Annotated in this window: 12 protein-coding genes, 2 pseudogenes and 1 other annotated feature; of the genes and pseudogenes, 1 reads left to right on the top strand and 13 read right to left on the bottom strand. The window is 48.1% G+C overall.

The features are described 5' to 3' along the window. Nucleotides 1–168: 168 nt before the first annotated feature. The 3 genes from AR1Y2_RS02790 to aspS all read right to left on the bottom strand — a co-directional run bounded on the left by AR1Y2_RS02790 (nt 169) and on the right by aspS (nt 6338). Entirely contained in the window at nt 169–2892 is a 2724-nt protein-coding gene (locus AR1Y2_RS02790) for a sigma 54-interacting transcriptional regulator (RefSeq protein ID WP_137327597.1), read from the bottom strand. Nucleotides 2893–3052: 160 nt separating this feature from the next. Further along, entirely contained in the window at nt 3053–4426 is a 1374-nt protein-coding gene (locus tag AR1Y2_RS02785) for a YjbE family putative metal transport protein (protein WP_137327596.1), read from the bottom strand. A gap of 166 nt (nt 4427–4592) precedes the next feature. Continuing rightward, entirely contained in the window at nt 4593–6338 is a 1746-nt protein-coding gene (aspS, locus tag AR1Y2_RS02780; protein ID WP_137327595.1) for an aspartate--tRNA ligase, read from the bottom strand. Between the two features lie 84 nt (nt 6339–6422). Beyond that, nucleotides 6423–6650, bottom strand: a binding site (T-box leader). 631 nt (nt 6651–7281) lie between these two features. On the opposite strand from aspS, the gene AR1Y2_RS02775 reads away from it, so the two are divergent. Further along, nucleotides 7282–10980: an EAL domain-containing protein gene (locus AR1Y2_RS02775; RefSeq protein WP_137327594.1), complete on the top strand. Its 3699-nt coding sequence runs from the start codon at nt 7282–7284 to the stop codon at nt 10978–10980. Nucleotides 10981–11071: 91 nt separating this feature from the next. Here AR1Y2_RS02775 and AR1Y2_RS02770 read toward each other — a convergent pair whose 3' ends face one another. The 10 genes and pseudogenes from AR1Y2_RS02770 to AR1Y2_RS02725 all read right to left on the bottom strand — a co-directional run bounded on the left by AR1Y2_RS02770 (nt 11072) and on the right by AR1Y2_RS02725 (nt 20336). After that, entirely contained in the window at nt 11072–11467 is a 396-nt protein-coding gene (locus AR1Y2_RS02770; RefSeq protein WP_137327593.1) for a MerR family transcriptional regulator, read from the bottom strand. Between the two features lie 13 nt (nt 11468–11480). Continuing rightward, nucleotides 11481–12227 carry an energy-coupling factor ABC transporter ATP-binding protein gene (locus AR1Y2_RS02765; RefSeq protein WP_137327592.1) on the bottom strand — a complete coding sequence of 249 codons (747 nt, stop codon included), beginning with the start codon at nt 12225–12227 and terminating at the stop codon, nt 11481–11483. 14 nt (nt 12228–12241) lie between these two features. Beyond that, a complete protein-coding gene (gene cbiQ, locus AR1Y2_RS02760; protein WP_137327591.1) occupies nt 12242–13042 on the bottom strand; it encodes a cobalt ECF transporter T component CbiQ in 801 nt (266 codons plus the stop codon). Continuing rightward, nucleotides 13026–14048, bottom strand: coding sequence for an energy-coupling factor ABC transporter permease (locus AR1Y2_RS02755; protein WP_137327590.1), 1023 nt, complete (start codon nt 14046–14048; stop codon nt 13026–13028). Before AR1Y2_RS02755 ends, cbiQ begins: the two co-directional genes overlap by 17 nt. A 1-nt stretch (nt 14049) precedes the next feature. Continuing rightward, nucleotides 14050–14883: an ATP-dependent sacrificial sulfur transferase LarE gene (gene larE, locus AR1Y2_RS02750; protein ID WP_137327589.1), complete on the bottom strand. Its 834-nt coding sequence runs from the start codon at nt 14881–14883 to the stop codon at nt 14050–14052. Then, nucleotides 14870–16133, bottom strand: a pseudogene (gene larC / locus AR1Y2_RS02745) (nickel pincer cofactor biosynthesis protein LarC). Before larC ends, larE begins: the two are co-directional and overlap by 14 nt. After that, complete coding sequence (gene larB / locus AR1Y2_RS02740) at nt 16130–16876, bottom strand: nickel pincer cofactor biosynthesis protein LarB (protein WP_137327588.1); 747 nt, start codon at nt 16874–16876, stop codon at nt 16130–16132. The pseudogene larC and the gene larB overlap by 4 nt, the downstream one beginning before the upstream one ends. A gap of 27 nt (nt 16877–16903) precedes the next feature. After that, nucleotides 16904–18022 carry an aldo/keto reductase gene (locus AR1Y2_RS02735; RefSeq protein ID WP_137330178.1) on the bottom strand — a complete coding sequence of 373 codons (1119 nt, stop codon included), beginning with the start codon at nt 18020–18022 and terminating at the stop codon, nt 16904–16906. 186 nt (nt 18023–18208) lie between these two features. Beyond that, on the bottom strand, nt 18209–19705 hold the full coding sequence (gene glpK / locus AR1Y2_RS02730; RefSeq protein WP_137327587.1) for a glycerol kinase GlpK: 1497 nt from the start codon (nt 19703–19705) through the stop codon (nt 18209–18211). 139 nt (nt 19706–19844) lie between these two features. Next, nucleotides 19845–20336 (bottom strand): annotated as a pseudogene (locus AR1Y2_RS02725) (DUF4865 family protein). Between the last annotated feature and the right edge of the window lie 22 nt (nt 20337–20358).

Below are 20358 nucleotides of genomic sequence, written 5' to 3'. Positions count from 1 at the left end.
GTGTTGTTCTCTTTCTCAACTTTTCCCCTTTAGAAATACATTATTAATATGTTTTTTTATTGTTTTTTCATCTCTTTTGAATAATCCAGCCATTTGATTGGCACTAAGAATACCGTGTCATTTTCTAGAAATACCGAATCTTTTCTAAAATTATGTACTTCATATAGACTAAAATTCTTCTAAGAGCATTTCAACCAAATATGCAGTCTCTGACTCTGGAATTTTCAAATGCAAACAGTCCGCAAGCGGACTAAGACTTCTCTCTATTGCCCTGAACATCTGTCCATATTCTCTCCTTAAACGCTCCGTATCCTTGTTCGGCAGCACCTCTTCCTGAATCAGACGCTCCAGCATACAGCACAGATGAATGACATACCTTACCGTCAGCTCCTTATCTATCTCCACATGCAGATCTTTCGCTGCCTCCCTGAGTGCCTCCATAGCCTGTGCCGCCATTTTTTTCGGATTCAAAAAGTACAAAAGCTGGTCCAGCGTACCAGCCAGCAGTTTTTCATCCATAGCCGGCTCTTGGGCAGGTTCCGCCTCAAGAACTTCGGATCCGCCCTGTATGATCTCATTCAGCTGGCTGATGCCGTCTCCCATGACAAATCTGTCCACAGAAATAAATGGCACTCCGGGCAGTTTCAGATCCACAGTCCCCACCACGGCATCCGCAGAGGGCAGTTCCTCTGTCTCCGATGCCTTCAGAGCAGCTTCTGAACCTTCAAAATCCATACACCGGATCCGGAACTGTCCCTGCTTTTCCGCAGGGATCATATCTCGGATGATCTCAGCCAGTTTCAGCGCAGTACCCTGCCCGGTAAAACAGGTGACAATGATCGTATGTATTTTTTGTTTCCCCTCTCTCTGCCTGTCGAACACTTTCCCGATCTGTTTAAGCTCCTTTGCAAGCTTCTCCAGATCGGCTCCCCTGAGCATGGCCTTTCTCACCGCCTCAATGACCATGATTGTAGAAACCATGGGGACAGATTTCACCGGGATGCCGGTCCTCTTCTCGATCATCTCTGAAAACATCAGAAGCGACCCCATGTCAGCAAGCACCAGCACCCCCTTGCCTTCGTCGATCTCCTCAGCCAGGGCAACTGCCTTTTCCAATGCCTCTTCTGCTGGAACATCCAGAGGCATATCCACCGCTCTGCAGTGATCGGTATTTAAAAGCTTGTTTGCTACCTCCGCCATGCTGCTGGCGGTGCTTTCCCCATGTGTCATGACAATGACTGCTATCTTTGGGTAAATTGTCTCCTCATCCATGGCGCACAAAAACATAGTAAAATATCCGATCTCCTGTTTTGGCACCTGAATCGACAGCTCTTCCTCCAACAGACGGAGCATCACCTTTGCGGTCTGGAATTCCTGGGGGTGGTTTAAGACAATGTCATGGAGTTCCTTCTCCTTCAAAACCATACCTTTGGAGATCCTCTCCGTCATGGCATTCACATGCATGGCGATTCCCACTTTGATCCTCTCTGGCATCTTTCTTCCCAGCTTGATCTCCGCAAACTGAAGGATATCCTCCACTGCATAGTAGACTTTGGCGTCAATAATCTTCAGCAGATTCTTCTTCTCATAATGGTCTTTCTTCAAATTATATTTCTTCAGAAGATGATTCATATACTGCTCCAAATCGTCTTCAATCAGATTGCTGATCTCCCCGCCTGACCTTCCCTGGTCCAGAAATTTTTCGTATTTCTCCGATATCTCAATATACAGATTCTCTCCGCTTCCACCGTTATCCTCTTGGTCATGGATAAACATATGGTAATCTTCCGAATACTGAAGAAACTCGATCAGGTCGCTTTTCCGTTTGGGCGATTCCAGCCGTCCGTTCTGAATATACGGCGGAAGGATCTCAAAGTTGATCTCCACCACATCCTTCTGTTCCACTTTATACTCCAGAAATGCCCTTGCGCACAAAAGCTGGATATCCGCCGACAGCTGTCCGATATTTCCGGGACAGGCGTATAAAAGAAGCGCAATGACCACATCTTTGTACACCTGGATAGGGGCACCGATCTTTTTTTGTTCTGCGGAAAAGAACTCCTCAATCAGGCGTAGCCGCTCAATGAGAGGCCTCTGCTCCAAGGCTGGCAGGTGGATCACTACCGGCATTCTCCTCAAAAATGTTTTCAGCAGAGTGGTATTCAAATTTTCCGTGGTGGCGCCGATGATCAAAACACTGGCCTTTCTCAATTCTTCGGTCTCCCCAAGCCTTCTGTAACACCCCTTGTCCATCAGGAGAAACAGCATTTCCTGTCCATACGGAGGCAGACGATGAATCTCGTCCAAAAATAAGATCCCTCCGTCTGCTTTTTCCACCAATCCCGGTTTGTCCTTGTCCGCCCCTGTGAAAGCACCCTTCCTATGCCCGAACAGCTGTGAAAGGATCAGCTCCTGGTTCTGGGCATATTCCGCACAGTTAAACACGATGAATCCAGCATTATCCTTCATCACTTTCATGGCTTTCGCATATTGGAACAGCTTTTCCGCAAATGTTGTCTTTCCCGTTCCTGTAGGCCCTGCCAGCAAAGTGTGAAGTCCATTGGGTGGATAGAGCACTGCGGATTTCCCCTGTTCGATCTGAGTTTTCAACGAACCCTTTTCCCCGATCATAAACTGAAACTCTGCTTTTTTCTGTTTTTGGATCACGGGCTCCCGGTAAAATTCGCTGGCAGCAAATTTCACCGGCCTGCCCTGCAGTTTTATGACCCTTCCCTCTCTCTCCAGCTCATTTAAGTCTCTGCTCACATTGCTCCGGTCCAGCCCGAGCTGTGCCGCCAGAAAACCAGAATCCGTTTCCGGGCTTTTGCCGCTGTCTGTCTGCACCTGCCCGAAATTTGACAGATACTGAAAAATCTTCTCCTTCCGATTCATATCCTTCTCCCTCTGCACTCCTCATTTGTATCTGTATTTTCCTATATTGTACCGAATTCAATACATAAACTCAAGGAAGACACTGTGGTACAATTTCCCTCTGATACACTGTTCCATAATATAATTTATAGAGCAAAAACCATGCCAACTTTGTGTGTTATCACCTTCTCACCCTGCCGGAACCGATCCACAGGGCAGGCATGATATAAAGTGCCGACATAAAGATCCCCCGCATGACAAAGATCAGGTCATTCATATGGGCCTCCAGGTTTTCCAGGTAATAATTCGGAAACATACCCGCCAGGATACTGGTCTCATCCAGCATCAAAACCGAGGAGATAACGGCTTCCAGTAACAGGAACAAGAAACTCAGTCCCAGTCCCAATGCTTTGTTTTTGCAGCGGGAACAGAACATACAGAACACAGCTGCGTAAACACTGAGCTGCAAAAGCTCAAAAATAAAGCCGCTTAGAAACACCCATGGGTTCAGTTTTCCCAAACCGAAATTTAACGTAAGCCCCGCCGCATAGATCAATGTCTCAAAGGCAAGCAGACGCAGCAGTGTCCGCTCTGTCTGGAAGAACTTTGTTAAAAAGGGCCTGTGCTCAAATCTTTTCATGACATCCGCGGCATAGACAGCGACACACAGTTCCAGGATACCCGATGACATGGAGGTCAGATGGACTGCATTGACTCCCTTTGGCACGAATCCGTACAGTGCCTCCAGACTCAGCTCAATCCCTTTTGGTGAGGGGTCTGTGCTCAGATAAGAGAGAACGGCCAGATCCATGACCGCATAGGCGGCCAGAGCAGTCATGCAGACGATCAATATTTTTCCGCAGTGATAGGTAAACTCTTTCTCTTCGGAAAATATTTTGAAACATGCCACAAGGATTCCGGCCAGTGCGGCACACGGACCTGCAATGGAAAAGTTGATCTCCTGCAGGAACAGAGAGACAAACTCATCCTCCATCATCATCCGCACGCCAGTGTACACGAGGTATCCCGCACAGATGTCATTGAGAATTGGGAATTCTTCCATCCATCCGGCGATTGTTCCGCTGAACCAGAGGAGTACAGGTACACACAGGGCAAGGCCTGCAAAGATCAGCAGCAGGTCGTTTATCCCCATGGCAGTGCCGTCTTTTGAGACGATTCCCAGGATTGCCAGGACATTGTCAAAACTCATGCTCACGTCGGCTGCCACAATAGATACAATGGCCATCCAAAAATTATCCTTTTCATTTTGTTTATATTCTGCCTGGCCAGGTTCCGGGCTGTTTTTAAGCATTGTGTAAGTCACATATAACAGCATGGCTCCGCCAATGATCCGGATATGCAGCCATGGAATACGAAATAAAAAACCAATGATCCCCGTAAAGATCATTTTGAGTAAAATTGAAAGCCAGACTCCCAGATTCCTGGCAGCCTTTGCACGGTGTTCTGAAAGCCCCCTGGTGGCAAGGGCAATGACTCCGATATTGTCAAAGGACACTACCAGGTTGATGAATATGATCTGAAGAAGAGTTCCCAAAAAGGCTTCCTCCCGTAAATTGCTTATTCATTTACCATTTATATGCAGAAAGCCGCACATTCATTTCTGAATGTACGGCTTTACTCGTTACTCTTTCTAGATTTTTTATATGTTTGGTGTGAGGCATTCTAAAAGCCGAACGGAAACCATGTGGAAAATACCACACTTAATCTCTGACTTTAATATGTGTCTCACGAAGCTGAAGCTCTGACACTTCTCCCGGAGCCCCGCACATAAGATCCTGTGCAGTTCCGCTCATCGGGAAGGCGATGACTTCACGGATATTTTCTTCATTTCTTAAAAGCATGAGCATCCGGTCAATTCCAGGTGCCATTCCTGCATGAGGAGGTGCCCCGAACTGGAACGCATTATAGAGAGCCCCAAACTTTTCTTTCAGTGTCTCCTCATTATATCCTGCGATCTCAAATGCTTTGACCATAACGTCCAGATCATGATTTCTCACGGCTCCGGAGGACAGTTCCACTCCGTTGCACACGATATCATACTGGTAAGCCAGGATATCCAGAGGATCCTTTTCATTCAATGCCTCTAAACCTCCCTGCGGCATGGAGAATGGATTGTGGGTGAAGGCAGTCTGGCCTGTCTCCTCATCCTTCTCGTACATCGGGAAGTCGTTGATATAACAGAAGCGGTATGCGTCTTTTTCGCAGAGATCCAGACGTGCCGCAAGCTCATCCCTGATCTGTCCTGCAAACTGGCATGCGAGCTTTTCACTGGCTGCGATAAAGAAGATCACATCTCCGGCCTCAAGTGCTGCAGTGTCAGCCAGCTCTTTCTTCATGTCATCCGGGATAAATTTATCGATCGGCCCTTTATAGGTCATGTCCTCTTTTACTTCCAGGTATCCAAGACCTGCCATACCGATAGACTGGGCAAACTTCAGAAGCTTTTCATGGAATCCCTTAGACAGGTTTGCATGGACCTTGATTGCTCTCACAGTCTTGTCGTGGAACGGTTTGAAGGTACATCTCTGGAAAAAGTCTGTTACGTCCACAATTCGCAGTGGATTTCTCAGGTCCGGTTTGTCTGTACCGAATTCCAGCATCGCCTGCTCGTAGCTGATCACTGGAAACGGTGTCTCTGTTACGCTAGAACCTTCCGGCGCAAACTTCTTAAATGTCTCAGCTAAAACTTCCTCACCAATCTTAAATACATCTTCCTGGGTCGCAAAGCTCATCTCAAAATCCAGCTGGTAGAACTCTCCCGGAGAACGGTCAGCACGGGCATCCTCATCCCTGAAGCAAGGTGCCACTTGATAGTATTTGTCAATGCCGGACACCATCAGGAGCTGCTTATACTGCTGCGGTGCCTGAGGCAGTGCATAAAACTGGCCCTTATATTTTCTGGAAGGCACGATATAATCCCTTGCGCCTTCCGGAGAGGATGCACAGAGAATTGGTGTCTGGATTTCCATAAATCCAAGATCGTCCATCTTTTTTCTCAGAAAGCTGATGACTTCCGACCGGAACTTGATATTATCTTTTACTTTGCGGTTTCTTAGATCTAAATAACGGTATTTTAGGCGGACATCCTCACGGATTTCCTTGGAACTTGACACCTCAAACGGCAGGTCTGTGTATACTTTTCCCAGCACGTTGATCTTGTGTGCCTCCAGCTCAATGGTTCCTGTAGGGATCTTAGGGTTGTAGGTTTCCTCATCACGTTCTTCAATGACTCCTTCAATTGAAAGGCATTCTTCCTTCCTTACATCTTTCAGAAGATCCCCGTCTCTTAACACGACCTGCATCACACCGTACATGTCTCTTAAATCAATAAATGACACTCCGCCGTGGTCACGGATGTTTTCCACCCATCCGGCGATCTTTAACTGGGACCCGATATCGCCTTCGGAAATCTGATCCATTGTTTTGCTGCGGTACATATCTGACATTTTTTTCTCCTTTTACTTCAAATCGTTTGCATAATTCATTCTTTTATTAATGTAACAAAAAAAGCTGCCCATCCTAAAAGTTCATTTCAGGACGAACAACTGTAAAGTCCGCGGTACCACCTGTTTTGCCGCCAAAGCAGCCTCTCTGGTATGCTGAATAACGCACAGCCTGCGGCGCACCTACTGATCCTTTGGACGTTCAGATTGCAGCTCCGAAGTGTTCTTCACATAAATTCACTCTGCGGGGTTTCCACTGTCTCCCGTTCACTGGAAGCGATAATCTATGTTACTTTTCTTCATTCACGCTTTTTGGATTATTATAATTCAGCTTCATCCTCTTTGTCAAATTATTTCTGACCCTTTTCGCTTATTTCTATGACATTTTCACCAGTTCTCCGGCTTGCTGTCTCAGGGACGTAAGATTTTCTAACTTTCAGCAAAGCCTCTCCGGCGGCCCGTTCGGAACTCGCTGGCGCTCAGACAGCCTCACTGCGCAGTGCGCACCGCCTACGAGTCTTTACTTCAAGAAGAAAAACTAACGTCCCTTCGAATGCAAGGCCTCCGAACTGGTGAAAATGGACGTAATGTCTGCTGGAGATGGCTGTTGTTCTTTTGAATTGTACTAATCAGAAGGCATATAAAATGTAGGTTGATGTGAGTCAAAAGGGGCTGCTCCACGAAAGTTATTTACCACTATTGGAGGAGCGCATTTCAAAAGCGCGACGGAAATAGTGGTGAATAACTTTCGAAAAGTTGCTCCTTTTTGACAGAAGCCCTTCTCCATCAGACATTACGTCCATTTTCTACATGATTGGAGTGAGGCATTCTAAGAGCCGAACGGAAATCATGTGGAAAATGTCATACATTTCATTGACTGGTTTCACTAAAAAATACTATAATAGTAGTGAAAATTATAGTGAAGTTGTCTGACAGGAACAGGTATATGAATCCAAAAAATTTTACTTCTGAAACCAGTATCTATATTATTGACCAAAATTACAGAATTGTTCACTTTAACAGAGAACTTCAACAGATTTTTCCCGAGATCTGCTGCGGTGATATCTGTTATGAGACTTTTTGTGCGGAAGATTCCCCCTGCTGCGGCTGCCCTCTGAATGTACCGGACAATGAAAGCACTCTGTTTTATAACAAAAAGCTGAATCAATGGGTGGAAGTAAATACTGGTACGATCAGCTGGCCCGATGCCGGAGTCTGCCATGTACTCCTGTCCAGATCGATTTATGAGGGGAATAAAAATCTGTTTTATAACCTAACCGATCTGTCTACTTATGACGAACTTTTTGAACTAAACCTAACAAAAAATACCTACAAGACCCTGTATCATAGGTCTAATAAATATGTCAATTTAGCAGAAGATGGGTCTCTGTCAGAACTGCTTAAGGATACAGCCCGCCATATGATCCACTCTGAGGACACCGCTGCTTTTCTGGATTTTTGGAATCTAGATACCATTGCAGAACGGCTGGAGGATGCTACCCCTTCCCCCTTGCTGCTTGGACAGTTCCGAAAGAAAAAAACTGACGGCAGTTACTGCTGGGTTTCCCAGACCGCAGTCCCAATCAGACACAGCGAGAACGGCGATGAGATTATTTTTTGTTTTGTCCAGGATATCCAAGAACAGAAGCAAAAAGAGTTAAGCAGTTTGGTCTCTCAGGACAGTAAAATAAAACCATCCAATTCCATTGACTATCTGACCGGCTTGTACAGAAAAAATATTTTCCTTCAAAAGGCCAGTGAATTTCTTAAGCATTCGGGTGACAAGCCCTATTGTCTGATGGCCATCGATATAGAGCATTTCAAACTTTTTAATGAATGGTACGGGCAGAAAGCCGGTGACCAATTCCTAATCGACATCGGCAGCCATCTTAAAAATGCGCAGAATGAACACGGAGGGATCGCAGGTTATATGGGAGATGATGATTTCTGTATCATTCTTCCCGATGACCATGCTTCGATTGCCCGCCTTCAGCATCAGATCATGGGATATATAAAAAATTATCAGGGCAATGTAGGTTTTCTTCCTGCTTTTGGCCTGTACAGCATCTCAGACTGCCATACCCCTGTCAGGACCATGTATGATCGGGCAGCGATCGCCATGTCTTCCGTCAAAGGAAATTACAATCAACGGTCCTGCCGGTATGACAGCCGTATGATGCAGAAGATGAAAAACAACCACATTCTTCTTTCTGAGATCCAGCATGCACTGGAACAAGAAGAATTCACTTTTTATGCTCAGCCGAAATGCAACATGGCCACCGGTAAGATCATCGGCCTGGAATCCCTGGTGCGTTGGATTCATCCGCAGCGCGGCATGATCCCTCCGGGCGATTTTATCCCTTTGCTGGAACGCAATGGATTTATCACTAATCTGGATCTCTATGTGTGGGATCTGGTGTGCAGGTCCGTTAGGCATTGGATCGACCTGGGACACAAAGCCATCCCCATCTCTGTCAATGTTTCCAGAGTTGATATCTACTCTCTGGACATTGTAAAGACGTTTCAGGATCTGGTCCAAAAATACAGCCTGGATCAAAGCCTCATAGAAATTGAAATCACAGAGAGCGCCTACGCGGAAGAATACGAACTGATCAATGACACCATCGTAAAGCTCCGTGCCTCTGGATTTACTGTGCTGATGGATGATTTCGGCAGCGGTTATTCCTCCTTAAATATGCTCAAGGATGTAAATGTGGATGTGCTGAAAATTGATATGAAGTTTCTTGAGATGGACGAGCAGAGTGCGGGAAAAGGCTACGGCATCCTGGAAGCCATTATCAGTATGGCCCGCTTTATGGGACTTAAGATCATAGCAGAGGGTGTAGAAACAAAAGAACAGATGAATTATCTCCTGGATATGGGATGTACCTACGGCCAGGGTTATTACTTTTATCATCCTATGCCTATGAAAGTGTTTGAGCCTCTCCTCGCGGATGAAAACAATCTGGATCTTCGGGGTATCAAAGCCCGCCAGCTGGAACGCCTGCACATCAAAGAACTGTTAAATGAGAATGTGTTCAGTGAGACCCTGCTCAACAATATCATGGGCGGTGTTGCCTTCTACAATGTTCACGGAAAAAAGGTGGAGCTGGTGCGGGCCAACGAACAGTACTTTAAGATCACAGGGACCAACTCTGTGGATCTCGAAGAACAGCGCCAATCCATTATTGAAAGTATTTATAAAGCAGACCATGAAGCCGTTTTCGATCTGTTTGACCGTGCTGACTGCAGCATATTAAACGGGGCAGAAACCGACGTGCGCCGTCTCAAGGACAATGGGGATACCATCTGGCTGCATATGCATGTTTATCTGCTGAAAGAACAGGACGACCAAAGGCTGTACTATGGTTCTGTAAGCGACGTAACGGAGCAGAAGCTCAGAGAACAGAGGCTGGCTGCGTCTCAGCGGGCACTCTCAGCGGTTGTCCATATCTCGGAAAACGACCCTTCCTTTATGAAACTCACAGAAGATAACCGGCGTACCGCTGCCTCTATTTTTGCCCAGATGTCCCCCGGCGGTATGATCGGCGGCTACTGCGAAGACGGTTTTCCTCTTTACTTTGCCAACCACGAGATGGTGCGGCTGCTGGATTACGATTCCTTTGAAGAGCTTGAGAGGGCGATTGATGGCAAGGTCATCAACACGATCCATCCCGATGACCGGGAGCAGGTTGCCAAGGATATCGGTCCGGAATACTATGCCGGGCTTGAATATACGACCACCTACCGGATGCCGAAAAAGGACGGCACCTGGTTCTGGACCTTGGACAAAGGCAAAGTGATCGAGGCTGAGGACGGACGGCTTGCCATTATCAGCGCATGTACGGATATTTCAGAACCTATGGGTGTACAGCTTCAGCTGGCCGAACGGAACAGTATGCTCATGCGCAAGAACAAGGAGCTGGTTTTTTTAAATAATGACATGCCGGGTGGCTATCATCGGTGTGCCGACACGCCTGGTTTTGAATTCCTCTATGTGAGTAACCGGTTTTTACAGATTTTCGGTTACACCCGAGAAGAAATTCAGGACCGCTTTGACAACAAGTTTATGAACATGGTACATCCTGATGACCGTGCTCTCGTTTCAAACGGCGTAGTAGAGCTTGAACAAAAAGATGAGAGCACGAATCTTGAATACCGGATGCTCAGCAAACATGGATACATATGGATCGTTGATCAGAGCAAATACATGAAATATCAGGGAAAACGGTTTTTGCAGGGAGTGATCATGGATATCTCCGAATCAGTCAGCCTCCGCAGCCAGATGGAACATCTGCTGGAGTATCTCCCTGAGAGTGTCTCCCTGCTTGGGGTAGAAAATGGAGACATTAAGTTCAAGCTGCTTTCTACAGGCTTCTTTGAGCAATACGGGTATACTCTCCAGACGCTGGAACAAGCTCTCACCGGGCAAGCTTTTTTCTGTTCTGATGAACCACAGATACAGGATGTAAAAGAGAAACTTTTACATGCCATGGACTGCCGCACTGCTTATAGCACCTCCCTGCAGATCTGTCTGCCTGAAAACAGCACCATCGGAATCACACTGGATGCCAGGCCGGTTGAGCGGACTGCGGACAACTTTTCTTTTCTGTGTATCTGTGAGAAAACAGAGGTACAGCAATAAAATTTGTAGATATTTTCCATAATCAAAACAGGCTGCCGAATTTGATATCGGCAGCCTTCTCCTATATTCTCTTTATCGGTCACTTTATCGGTCATTCCTTTTGTTTCTTCTTCTCCTGAAGCTGATGTTTCACCGTCATCTTTCCCTGTTCGTACTTCTCGATCTTATAGTTCAAACGCTCCAGAGTTTCCTGCATGTCGTCCATTTTCTGAACAAGGCGTCTCCTCTGTTCCACGAGAATGTCTTTCCTTGCACTGATGGTCTCATCCCCCTGCCGGAACAGCTCCACGTACTCGATCAGTGCCTCGATCTGGACTCCTGCTTTCCTCATACACTTCATCAGCCCCACCCACTGGCAGGATTCCTCATCATAATCCCTGATACCGTTAGGCTTTCTCGGAACGGGCGGGATCAGCCCGATTCTCTCGTAGTACCGCAGCGTATCTGCGGAAATATCGTACCTTTTGCTCACCTCTGCTATGGTCATGATTTATTCCTCCTTACCGTGCTCTGGAAAATGACAGCGGAAGCTCCAGTCCGTTGTGTTCCAGAAGTACTTTGTCTTTTAATAATTCTTCTGCCGGCCCGTCAGCAGTAATCCTGCCGTCTGAAATCAGTATAACCCTTTTGCATGTATCATAAATAAAATCCAGGTCATGGGAAGCGATGATCTTTGTCCCTGGCAGTTCATTGAGGACCCGGATCAGATTCCTCCTGTTTCTCGGGTCCAGGGCTACAGACGGTTCGTCTAACAGGATCACATCAGGCTCCATGGACAGGATGGTGGCAATGGAGGCCAGCTTCTTCTGCCCTCCGGACAGCCTGTAGATCTGCTTTTCTTTCATCTGTTCCATATGGACATTTTCCAGCGCACGGATTGTCCGTTTTTTTACCTCTTCCTCTGAGAGGCCATAATTGCGCGGCGCAAACGCCACGTCCTCGTATACGGTGGACATAAAAAGCTGGCTTTCCGAGTCCTGGAATACATACCCTGTCTTTCTCCTGATATGAGCCAGAGAACTCTTCTCCACCCTGGTCCCGCCAATCTTTATGTCTCCCTTGTAGTCTGCCAGGAGCCCGACCAGCAGTTTCAAAAGGGTCGACTTCCCTGCTCCGTTGGCTCCGATCAAACCGATCGTTTCCCCTTCGGCTGCTGAAAAGCTGATATCAGTCAACACGTTGTTTCTGTTCTCTGCAGCCTTCCTTTCATAAGAAAAAGTGAGGCCCTTTAATTCTACACTGTTCATAATCCCTCCACAGATTACCCAAATACTGTTCCGATAAGCCTGAACACAGGAATATACCTGAGCATAAAAGTCAGACAGATCCATCCTGCCAGAAAAGCCAGACTCTTTGTATCCGCTTTCCTTCTCTCTGCTGGATAAAAGCTGCCGTCGTATCCCCTGAGCGTCATACTCTCATAGACTGTCTGGGCCCGGTCAATACTCCTGAGCAAAAGCTGTCCCAGCAGCGGGCCCCATGCATGATAACGGATCCCCTTCTGGTCCGGCGCCCGCAGGGCATATGCCTGTGAAATCCGTTCTGCTTCTTTGAGCAGTACGATGATGTAACGGTAAATGAGCAATACCATAGTCACCATCATTTTGGGGATGTGGATCAGGCGCAAGGCATAACAGATGCTTTCCATAGATGTGGTCAAGATCAGCAGATAAGAAGCCAGCACCGCAAACACCCCTTTCATCATCAGGGTAGCCATAGATACCATCCCTCCCGTTACCGGGACGGCACCCAGCTGAAACAACACGCTCCGGTCAATAAAGGGATTGGCGATTCCCACGACACAGACCAGCAGCAACACCGGCTTTAACTTTTTAAGGCTTCTCCTGACCGGAACTCCCCCCGCCGTCATCATGGTCAGAGGATAAAGGACCATACTCAAGGTTCCTGTCAGATCATAAACCTGAAATGACATGGTAAGAGCGATGTACCAGACCGTCACCAACAGCTTGCAAAGGGGATGGATCCTGTTGATCCATCCGTCTCCTGAGGCCATAGCATCCAAATGATGGAGCTCATGGACGGCCTCACTGATTTTGCTCATGTCTTCCTTTCCTTCCAAACAGCCGAAGCAGCCAGCAGAGACTGGCACACAGAAGAATCACTGCGATCCCCCCAAAGATCCCGGACACGGAAGTGCCCAATGCCGCTCCCTGGTTTGGAATGGAGTAATCCGGGAGGATGGATGTCATACTCTGGATCCTCTCAGCCGCCGCATGGACTGCCCCTGAGGAGGCAAGTTCCGCAGAGCCTGTGATCCTCTCAATGGACCACTCAAGCCCGTCCGGATTTGCAGACGCAGCCAAGGATAAGGCTCCTCCCACAACCACAAAACCGCCTGCCAGCACTAGCAATACTTTTCTGAAAGAGAGTCTCGGCTTCTTTTTGCTTTCCGCGGTCCCGATGGAAGTACCCGTCCAGATCAGCTCCGGCCTTGCCTCATATAAGAAGCACAGCACTGCCGCCGTGATCAGTCCTTCCACCAGGCCGATGGCCAGATGGATCGGCTGCATCGCCGCTGCAAATACCCCAAACGGAAGTTCCGTGATGCCTGAGGCCAGAGTTTCACCCGTCACAGAAAGGGCCCCCAGCTGAAGAGTAAGAATACAGCCCACAATGGATGCCACTGTGATCTTTCTTTTGTCCACTCCATTTTTCATAAACTGCCTCCACAGAAGGCCGGCCCCTATAAAGCAGCCATAAAAAGCCATATTCCATATGTTGCAGCCAAGGGCAAGAAGCCCTCCGTCCGCAAACAAAAGGCACTGGATCAGAAGGACTCCTATCATCGTCAGAAATCCCGCAAAAGGTCCCAGAACCGCCGATACCAAAAGGCCGCCGCAAAGATGGCCCGAAGACCCGGTCCCGGGGATCGTAAAATTGATCATCTGCCCCGCGAACACAAAGGCGCCCATCATTCCCATCAGCGGAACCTTTTTAGGATCGTCTTCTTCCTGTACTTTTTTTACCGCCCATCCCGCCGCCGCTGCGGAGCAGGCATACATTGTGCCTGCCACCGCCGGGGCCACAAGCGCGTCTGCCATATGCATATTAAATCTCCTTTCTTTGTTTCAAGTTCACGTCCATACTGCCGGACCGGAAGCCTTCCAGATCCGCTGAAATATATGTAAAGCCTAATTCTTTCAGCCGCAGGATCACAGTTTTTCTGTAGTTGAGAAAAGAAATCAGATCCTTATCATCCACTTCAATCCTGGCCGTATCTTGGTGAATACGGACACGGACATTGTAAAATCCCAGATCTCGTATAAACTTTTCTGCCTCATCTGCCATCTGCATGTTTTCTATGGACAACTTGGTTCCATAGGGAAATCTGGTGGCAAGGCATGGGCTTGCCGGCCGGTCTGCCACTGAGATGCCATATTCTGATGCCAGTTTCCGGATATCTGCCTTTGTCATGCCCGCTTCAGCAAGCGGGCTTTGAATCCCCAGCTCCTTCACGGCCTGGATCCCCGGCCGGTAGACTTTCAAGTCATCTGCATTGGTCCCTTCCAGCACGGTGCTGATCCCTGCCTTATCCGCCGCCCGGAGCAGTTCGGAAAACAAATACTTTTTGCAGAGATAACACCTGTTTTCCGGATTGTATTGAATCCCCGCATGGGAAAGTTCATCCACGCAGATTACTTTGTGGACCGCTCCTGACTCCTCTGCCACCTTCCGGGCGATTTCTGCGTCCTGGGCAGGATGGAGTTCCGTGGCCATGGTGACTGCCACAACCTGTCTCCCTGTTTCCTTCGCTGCCTGACATAATAGCTTTAGGAGCAGGCTGCTGTCCACTCCCCCGGAAAATGCCAGCATCACATTCTCTTTTGTAACTTCTTTCAATATATCCTTTAGACGGCTGCACCTCTCCTTATATTTGTCCATGGCATTCCTCTGCGATTCTCTGGTAGACCTCCTGAAAAGAAAGCCCATGCTTCCGGCAGAGATCCCTGACACTCCCGTATTCCGGGTACGCCCTCACCGCTTTTTCCATATAGCACAGCTTAACCTTGGCCTCCCCCAGAGAGGTAGTTACAGTCTGGACCTTTCTCTTTAACACGCTGCGCTCCATTCTCTGCCTGCGGATGCCGATGGTTGTTGTCTCCCGGAATATGATATCCTCCAGTTTCTCAATATCTTCTTCCTTGCAGATCACATTGAGCTCATATGCAGGCCGGTTCTTTTTCATAAATACCGGAATATAGTGGACATCTCTTGCGCCTGCCTCCATAAGGCGCTCCATTACATAACCCAGGGCTTCCCCTGTACAGTCATCAATGTTGGTCTCCAGCTTATAGATAAAATCACCTGCCCTGCCCATTCTCTCTGATCAGCATGGCCCTCAGAAGACTTGGCCGTTCGTATTTTCTCTTTCCGGCTCCAATCCCGGTCTTTTCAATCACAAACCGCTCCGGCAGCTGAGAGGAAGTCCTGACAGCCGCTGCAATGGCGGCCCCGGTCGGAGTGACAAATTCCCCCTGGCTCTCTGTGATGCGAAGGGGAAGCTCATGTTTTGCCGCGATGGCGGCAACTGCAGGCACCGGCACGGGGATCACCCCATGCTGGCAGCGGACAGAGCCGGTACCCTCATACAACACCGGGATGATGACCTTCTTGATCTGCAGGTTGTCTAAGCACACCGCAGCAGCTGTGATATCCACAATGGAATCCACCGCTCCCACCTCATGAAAATGAACCTGGTCCGCAGTGGTTCCATGAGCCTGGGATTCCGCCTCTGCCAGGATCTCAAAGATCCTCACTGCCGTATTCCTGGCACCCTCTGTCATCTGCGCTTTCTCAAGGAGCTCGAGGATCTCCGACAGGCCCCTGTGTTCGTGTTTATGCCCATGTTCATGGGTATGGGTGTGGCTGTGGCCGTGCTCATGGAGATGGCCGTGCAGATACTCCATATCGTGATCATGGTTTTCGTGTTCCTCATCCAAAAGCACCGCAAAGTCACAGGCGTCCAGTCCGGCCTTTGTGACTCTGCTGATCCTCGTCTCAAACCCTTTTACGGGAAGGCTTTCCAGTGCCTCTTTTAATACCTTTTCATCCGCTCCCAGGTCCAGAAGAGCGGCTGTCATCATATCCCCGCTGATTCCGGAGTAACATTCTAAATAAAGTGTCCGGTTCATTTTCTTTCCCCCAGTCTGTTAATCTGCGATGCCATATAACCGGCACCGTATCCATTGTCAATGTTTACAACTGCAATCCCGTTGGCACAGGAATTGATCATGGTGAGCAGTGCGGAAATCCCATGCATGTTGGCGCCGTATCCGACTGAAGTGGGCACCGCGATCACCGGCTTATCCACCAGGCCGCCGATAACGCTTGCAAGGGCACCCTCCATGCCTGCCGCTGCGACCACACAGTTTGCGCTCTGGATCACATCCAGCCGGGACAGGAGCCGGTGAAGGCCGCTGACTCCTACGTCATAGATCCGCTCCACATAGCTGCCTAGGTACTCTGCCGTCTGGGCTGCCTCCTCGGCAACAGAAATATCTGCTGTACCCGCTGTACAGACAGCGATCATTCCGACTCTCTCCTTATCCGGCTTCTCGATCTTTAAAATGCCGGACACCGGATCATACTGGATATCGGGAAGTTTCTGCCTTACCAGTTCAAACTGTTTCTCGGTAGCTCTTGTGCCGAAGACCTCCCCATCCTGTTCCCAAAGCCTCTCAAAAATGCTGACCAGATGGTCATCGGATTTGCCGCTGCAGAACACCACCTCAGCTGCTCCATTTCTAAGTTTCCGGTGGGTATCCAGCTTTGCGTACCCCATATCCTCAAAGGGCTGTCTGCGGAAATACGCTTCTGCCTCTTTCACGGACATCTCACTCTGTCTCACTTTTTCTAAAACCTCATGTGCTTCCATTCCTGCGCACTCCTTACTTCACTGTTTTTATTCAAATGTGTCAGCAACCTTGCCAAGCCATTTTGTGATTTCAATATGCTGAGGGCAGCTGGCTTCACATTTTTTGCATCCAATACAGTCAGATGCCTTTCCGTATGTTTTTGTATAGTTGCTGTAATACACACCCTGGGTAGAAAATCCTTTATTTAATGCCTGGATTTCCGCATTATACAGGGCAAAATAATTAGGGATGGCAATGTTCTTCGGACATCCGTCCACACAGTACTGGCAGGCTGTACACGGAATCTCAATAGAATTGTTGATGATCTCCACTGCCTTATCAATGATCTTAAGTTCCATCTTTGTCACCGGCTGAAACTCTCTCATATAGCCGGTATTGTCCAGGAGCTGTTCCATAGAGGACATTCCGCTTAATACCATCATCACATTGTCATGGCTGGCCGCAAAACGCACTGCCCAGGAAGGAACGGTCAGGTCCGGCCGGGCCTCTTTGAAAAGCTGCTCAGCTTCCTTTGGAATATCCGCCAGTGTTCCTCCTTTTACCGGTTCCATAACAATGACCGGTTTCTTGTGTTTCACCGCTGTCTCGTAACACTTCCGGGACTGGATGCTCTCATTGTCCCAATCCAAATAGTTGAGTTGCAGCTGTACAAAATCCACTTCTGGATGATCGGTTAGGATATGATCCAGCACCTCTGCCGTATCGTGGAAGGAGAAACCTATCTTTTTGATCCTGCCTTCTTCTTTCTTTTTCTGTATAAAATCAAATGCATTGAATCTTTCTGCGATGGCGTACTGTTTCACACCCAGGTTGTGCAGAAGATAGTAGTCAAAATAATCCACCCCGCATTTATCCAGCTGCTCATCAAAGATCCTTTCCAGATCCCCGTCCTGTTTTAAAAACATGGTCGGCATCTTATCCGCCACTGTAAACGACTCCCTGGGATGCCGTCTCACCAGAGCTTCCCTGAGCGCCGTCTCACTGGTAAAATCATGATACATATAGGCTGTATCAAAATATGTAAAACCCTGTTCCAGAAATGAATCCACCATCTGACAGACCTGTTTCATGTCAATGCTCTTTGCGTCATCCTGATCAGTCTGTGGAAGCCTCATAAAACCAAAACCTAATTTTTTTTGTTCCATCACTTTGATATCCTCCTTTAACCGGTTCTAACTGTACAGCATCTTTTGTGCTTCTGATTTTACTATAGCACTTGGAGCGCACTCTAAGTCAATCCTTTTTCCAGAATCAACAATTTTTTTCCTATTGGCCGGGCCAATTTGTTTCTAAAGTTCACCAACACCATCGTGGCATTGGTGAACCGATCTTTATTCTTCTTTTGCCCATCCGTAGGAATAGCGGACCGCCCGCTTCCATCCGGACACTTTCTTGTCTCTCTCCTCTTCGCTGATCTGCGGTTCAAATACACAGTCGATATCCAGATTCTTGGCAAGCTCGTCTTTGCTGCTCCAATAGCCCACGGCAAGTCCTGCCAGGTATGCTGCCCCCATGGCAGTGGTCTCCACGCAGCTGGGACGCTTCACCGGAGCTCCGCTGATGTCCGCCTGCATCTGCATCAGCAGATTGTTCTGGCTGGCTCCTCCGTCCACCTTAAGAGAACTCATATGGATGCCTCCATCGGCCTCCATGGCCTTCAGCACATCGTTGACCTGGAATGCCAGGGATTCCAGCGTGGCACGGATAATATGGCATTTATTGACCCCTCTGGTGATACCCAGGATCGTCCCTCTGGCATACTGGTCCCAATGAGGCGCCCCAAGGCCTGTAAATGCCGGCACCACATAACAGCCGTTGCTGTCCTTGACCTTTTGAGCCATATACTCTGAATCCTGGGAAGAATCAATGAGCTTCAGCTCATCCCGCAGCCATTGAATAGCAGCTCCTGCCACAAAAATAGATCCCTCCAGGGCATAGTCCACCTTGCCGTCAAGTCCCCAGGCAATGGTCGTCAGAAGTCCGTGCTGGGAATCTACCGGCATCTGCCCGGTGTTCATCAGAAGGAAACCACCGGTGCCGTATGTATTCTTTGCCTCCCCTGCCTTGAAGCAGGTCTGTCCGAACAGGGCTGCCTGCTGGTCTCCCGCGGCCCCCGCAATCGGGATCGGCTCTCCGAAGTAAGACGGATGGGATTCCCCGTACACCTGGCTTGACGGTACGGGTTTTGGCAGCATGGCCTCCGGAATATCAAGAATTTCAAGGATCTCCTTATCCCATGTGAGGTCTTTGATATTAAACAGCATGGTCCTGGAGGCATTGGAATAGTCCGTCACATGAACCTTTCCCTTAGTCAGCTTCCATATAAGCCAAGTCTCCACAGTACCAAACAGAATCTCTCCCTTTTTCGCTTTCTCTCTGGCACCTTCCACATGGTCCAAAATCCACTTGACCTTTGTGCCGGAAAAATAGGCATCGATGATCAGCCCTGTTTTTTCCCGGATCTTCTCCTCCAATCCCTGCTCTTTTAATGAATCACAAAATTCTGAGGTCCTGCGGCATTGCCACACAATGGCATTATAAATCGGTTCTCCCGTCTCCTTATCCCAGAGGATCGTCGTCTCCCTCTGGTTGGTGATACCAATGGCCGCAATCTGCTCTGCTGTCACGTCGATCTTCTGCATAGCTTCCACAGCCACTCCAAGCTGTGTTGACCAGATCTCACTGGCATCGTGTTCCACCCAGCCCGGATTGGGGAAAATCTGTGTAAACTCCTTCTGTGCCACACTGCAGATCTTTCCGCTTTTATCAAACAGGATACACCGGTTGCTCGTTGTCCCCGCATCCAGCGCCATAATGTATTTCTCCATAGTGCCCTCCTTAAATCTCCTATGTCCCACTGAGTATTTGGACTTTTTGTCTGATTTATTATAGCATATTGCATAAATACATCCAACAATTTCCCGGTATTTTTGAGTTTTTCACCAAAACATCCTCCGGATACTTAAGTCACAGGTATTTCTGCCGGGATATATGCAGGACTTGGTAAATCCTTGCGCCGGATACCTGTTCCGGTATCGTTTCCAAAAAATAAAATTCCGTGCATCTCCACTGTCCGGGATCATAAATCACCGCTTTTGCTGTGACACCAGGCAGATTCAGTGAATATTCCGGCTCCTGCATCTTTTCACTTTCCGGTATTTCTCTCTCATATTCCATCACATAAGCCGACCGGACAAAGTTTCCGCCATCCTCATAATGAAATGGGATCCCCGTATGGATTTTCTACCATCCAAAAGAATCCAGGATATTGTCATAAAATCCATGAAAGATAAATTCGTTCATACCTTTTTCATCCTTCCAGAAGTACAGGGGAGCATACTCATTATGAAGGGATCCATGTACGCCTTTTTCCGTAACTAGATATGCTTTAAACAACAAGTCCGGAAAACCGTCTGTCCTGTATCCGTTTTCTTTGATCCTTTGGCGTATCTTACTCATATCGTAATCTGACGGCAGAGAT

Source organism: Anaerostipes rhamnosivorans (assembly GCF_005280655.1).
Taxonomy (GTDB): Bacteria; Bacillota; Clostridia; order Lachnospirales; family Lachnospiraceae; genus Anaerostipes; species Anaerostipes rhamnosivorans.
Note: the sequence above shows the minus strand (reverse complement) of the source record. Positions and strands in the feature narration are given on the sequence as shown.

What these genes read in the sequence shown, in the direction of transcription:
- AR1Y2_RS02790 (WP_137327597.1), bottom strand. Translation starts at nt 2,892, where the DNA reads ATGAATCGGAAGGAGAAGATTTTTCAGTATCTGTCAAATTTCGGGCAG.
- aspS (WP_137327595.1), bottom strand. Translation starts at nt 6,338, where the DNA reads ATGTCAGATATGTACCGCAGCAAAACAATGGATCAGATTTCCGAAGGC.
- AR1Y2_RS02775 (WP_137327594.1), top strand. Translation starts at nt 7,282, where the DNA reads ATGAATCCAAAAAATTTTACTTCTGAAACCAGTATCTATATTATTGAC.
- AR1Y2_RS02770 (WP_137327593.1), bottom strand. Translation starts at nt 11,467, where the DNA reads ATGACCATAGCAGAGGTGAGCAAAAGGTACGATATTTCCGCAGATACG.
- AR1Y2_RS02765 (WP_137327592.1), bottom strand. Translation starts at nt 12,227, where the DNA reads ATGAACAGTGTAGAATTAAAGGGCCTCACTTTTTCTTATGAAAGGAAG.
- cbiQ (WP_137327591.1), bottom strand. Translation starts at nt 13,042, where the DNA reads ATGAGCAAAATCAGTGAGGCCGTCCATGAGCTCCATCATTTGGATGCT.
- AR1Y2_RS02755 (WP_137327590.1), bottom strand. Translation starts at nt 14,048, where the DNA reads ATGCATATGGCAGACGCGCTTGTGGCCCCGGCGGTGGCAGGCACAATG.
- larE (WP_137327589.1), bottom strand. Translation starts at nt 14,883, where the DNA reads ATGGACAAATATAAGGAGAGGTGCAGCCGTCTAAAGGATATATTGAAA.
- larB (WP_137327588.1), bottom strand. Translation starts at nt 16,876, where the DNA reads ATGGAAGCACATGAGGTTTTAGAAAAAGTGAGACAGAGTGAGATGTCC.
- AR1Y2_RS02735 (WP_137330178.1), bottom strand. Translation starts at nt 18,022, where the DNA reads ATGGAACAAAAAAAATTAGGTTTTGGTTTTATGAGGCTTCCACAGACT.
- glpK (WP_137327587.1), bottom strand. Translation starts at nt 19,705, where the DNA reads ATGGAGAAATACATTATGGCGCTGGATGCGGGGACAACGAGCAACCGG.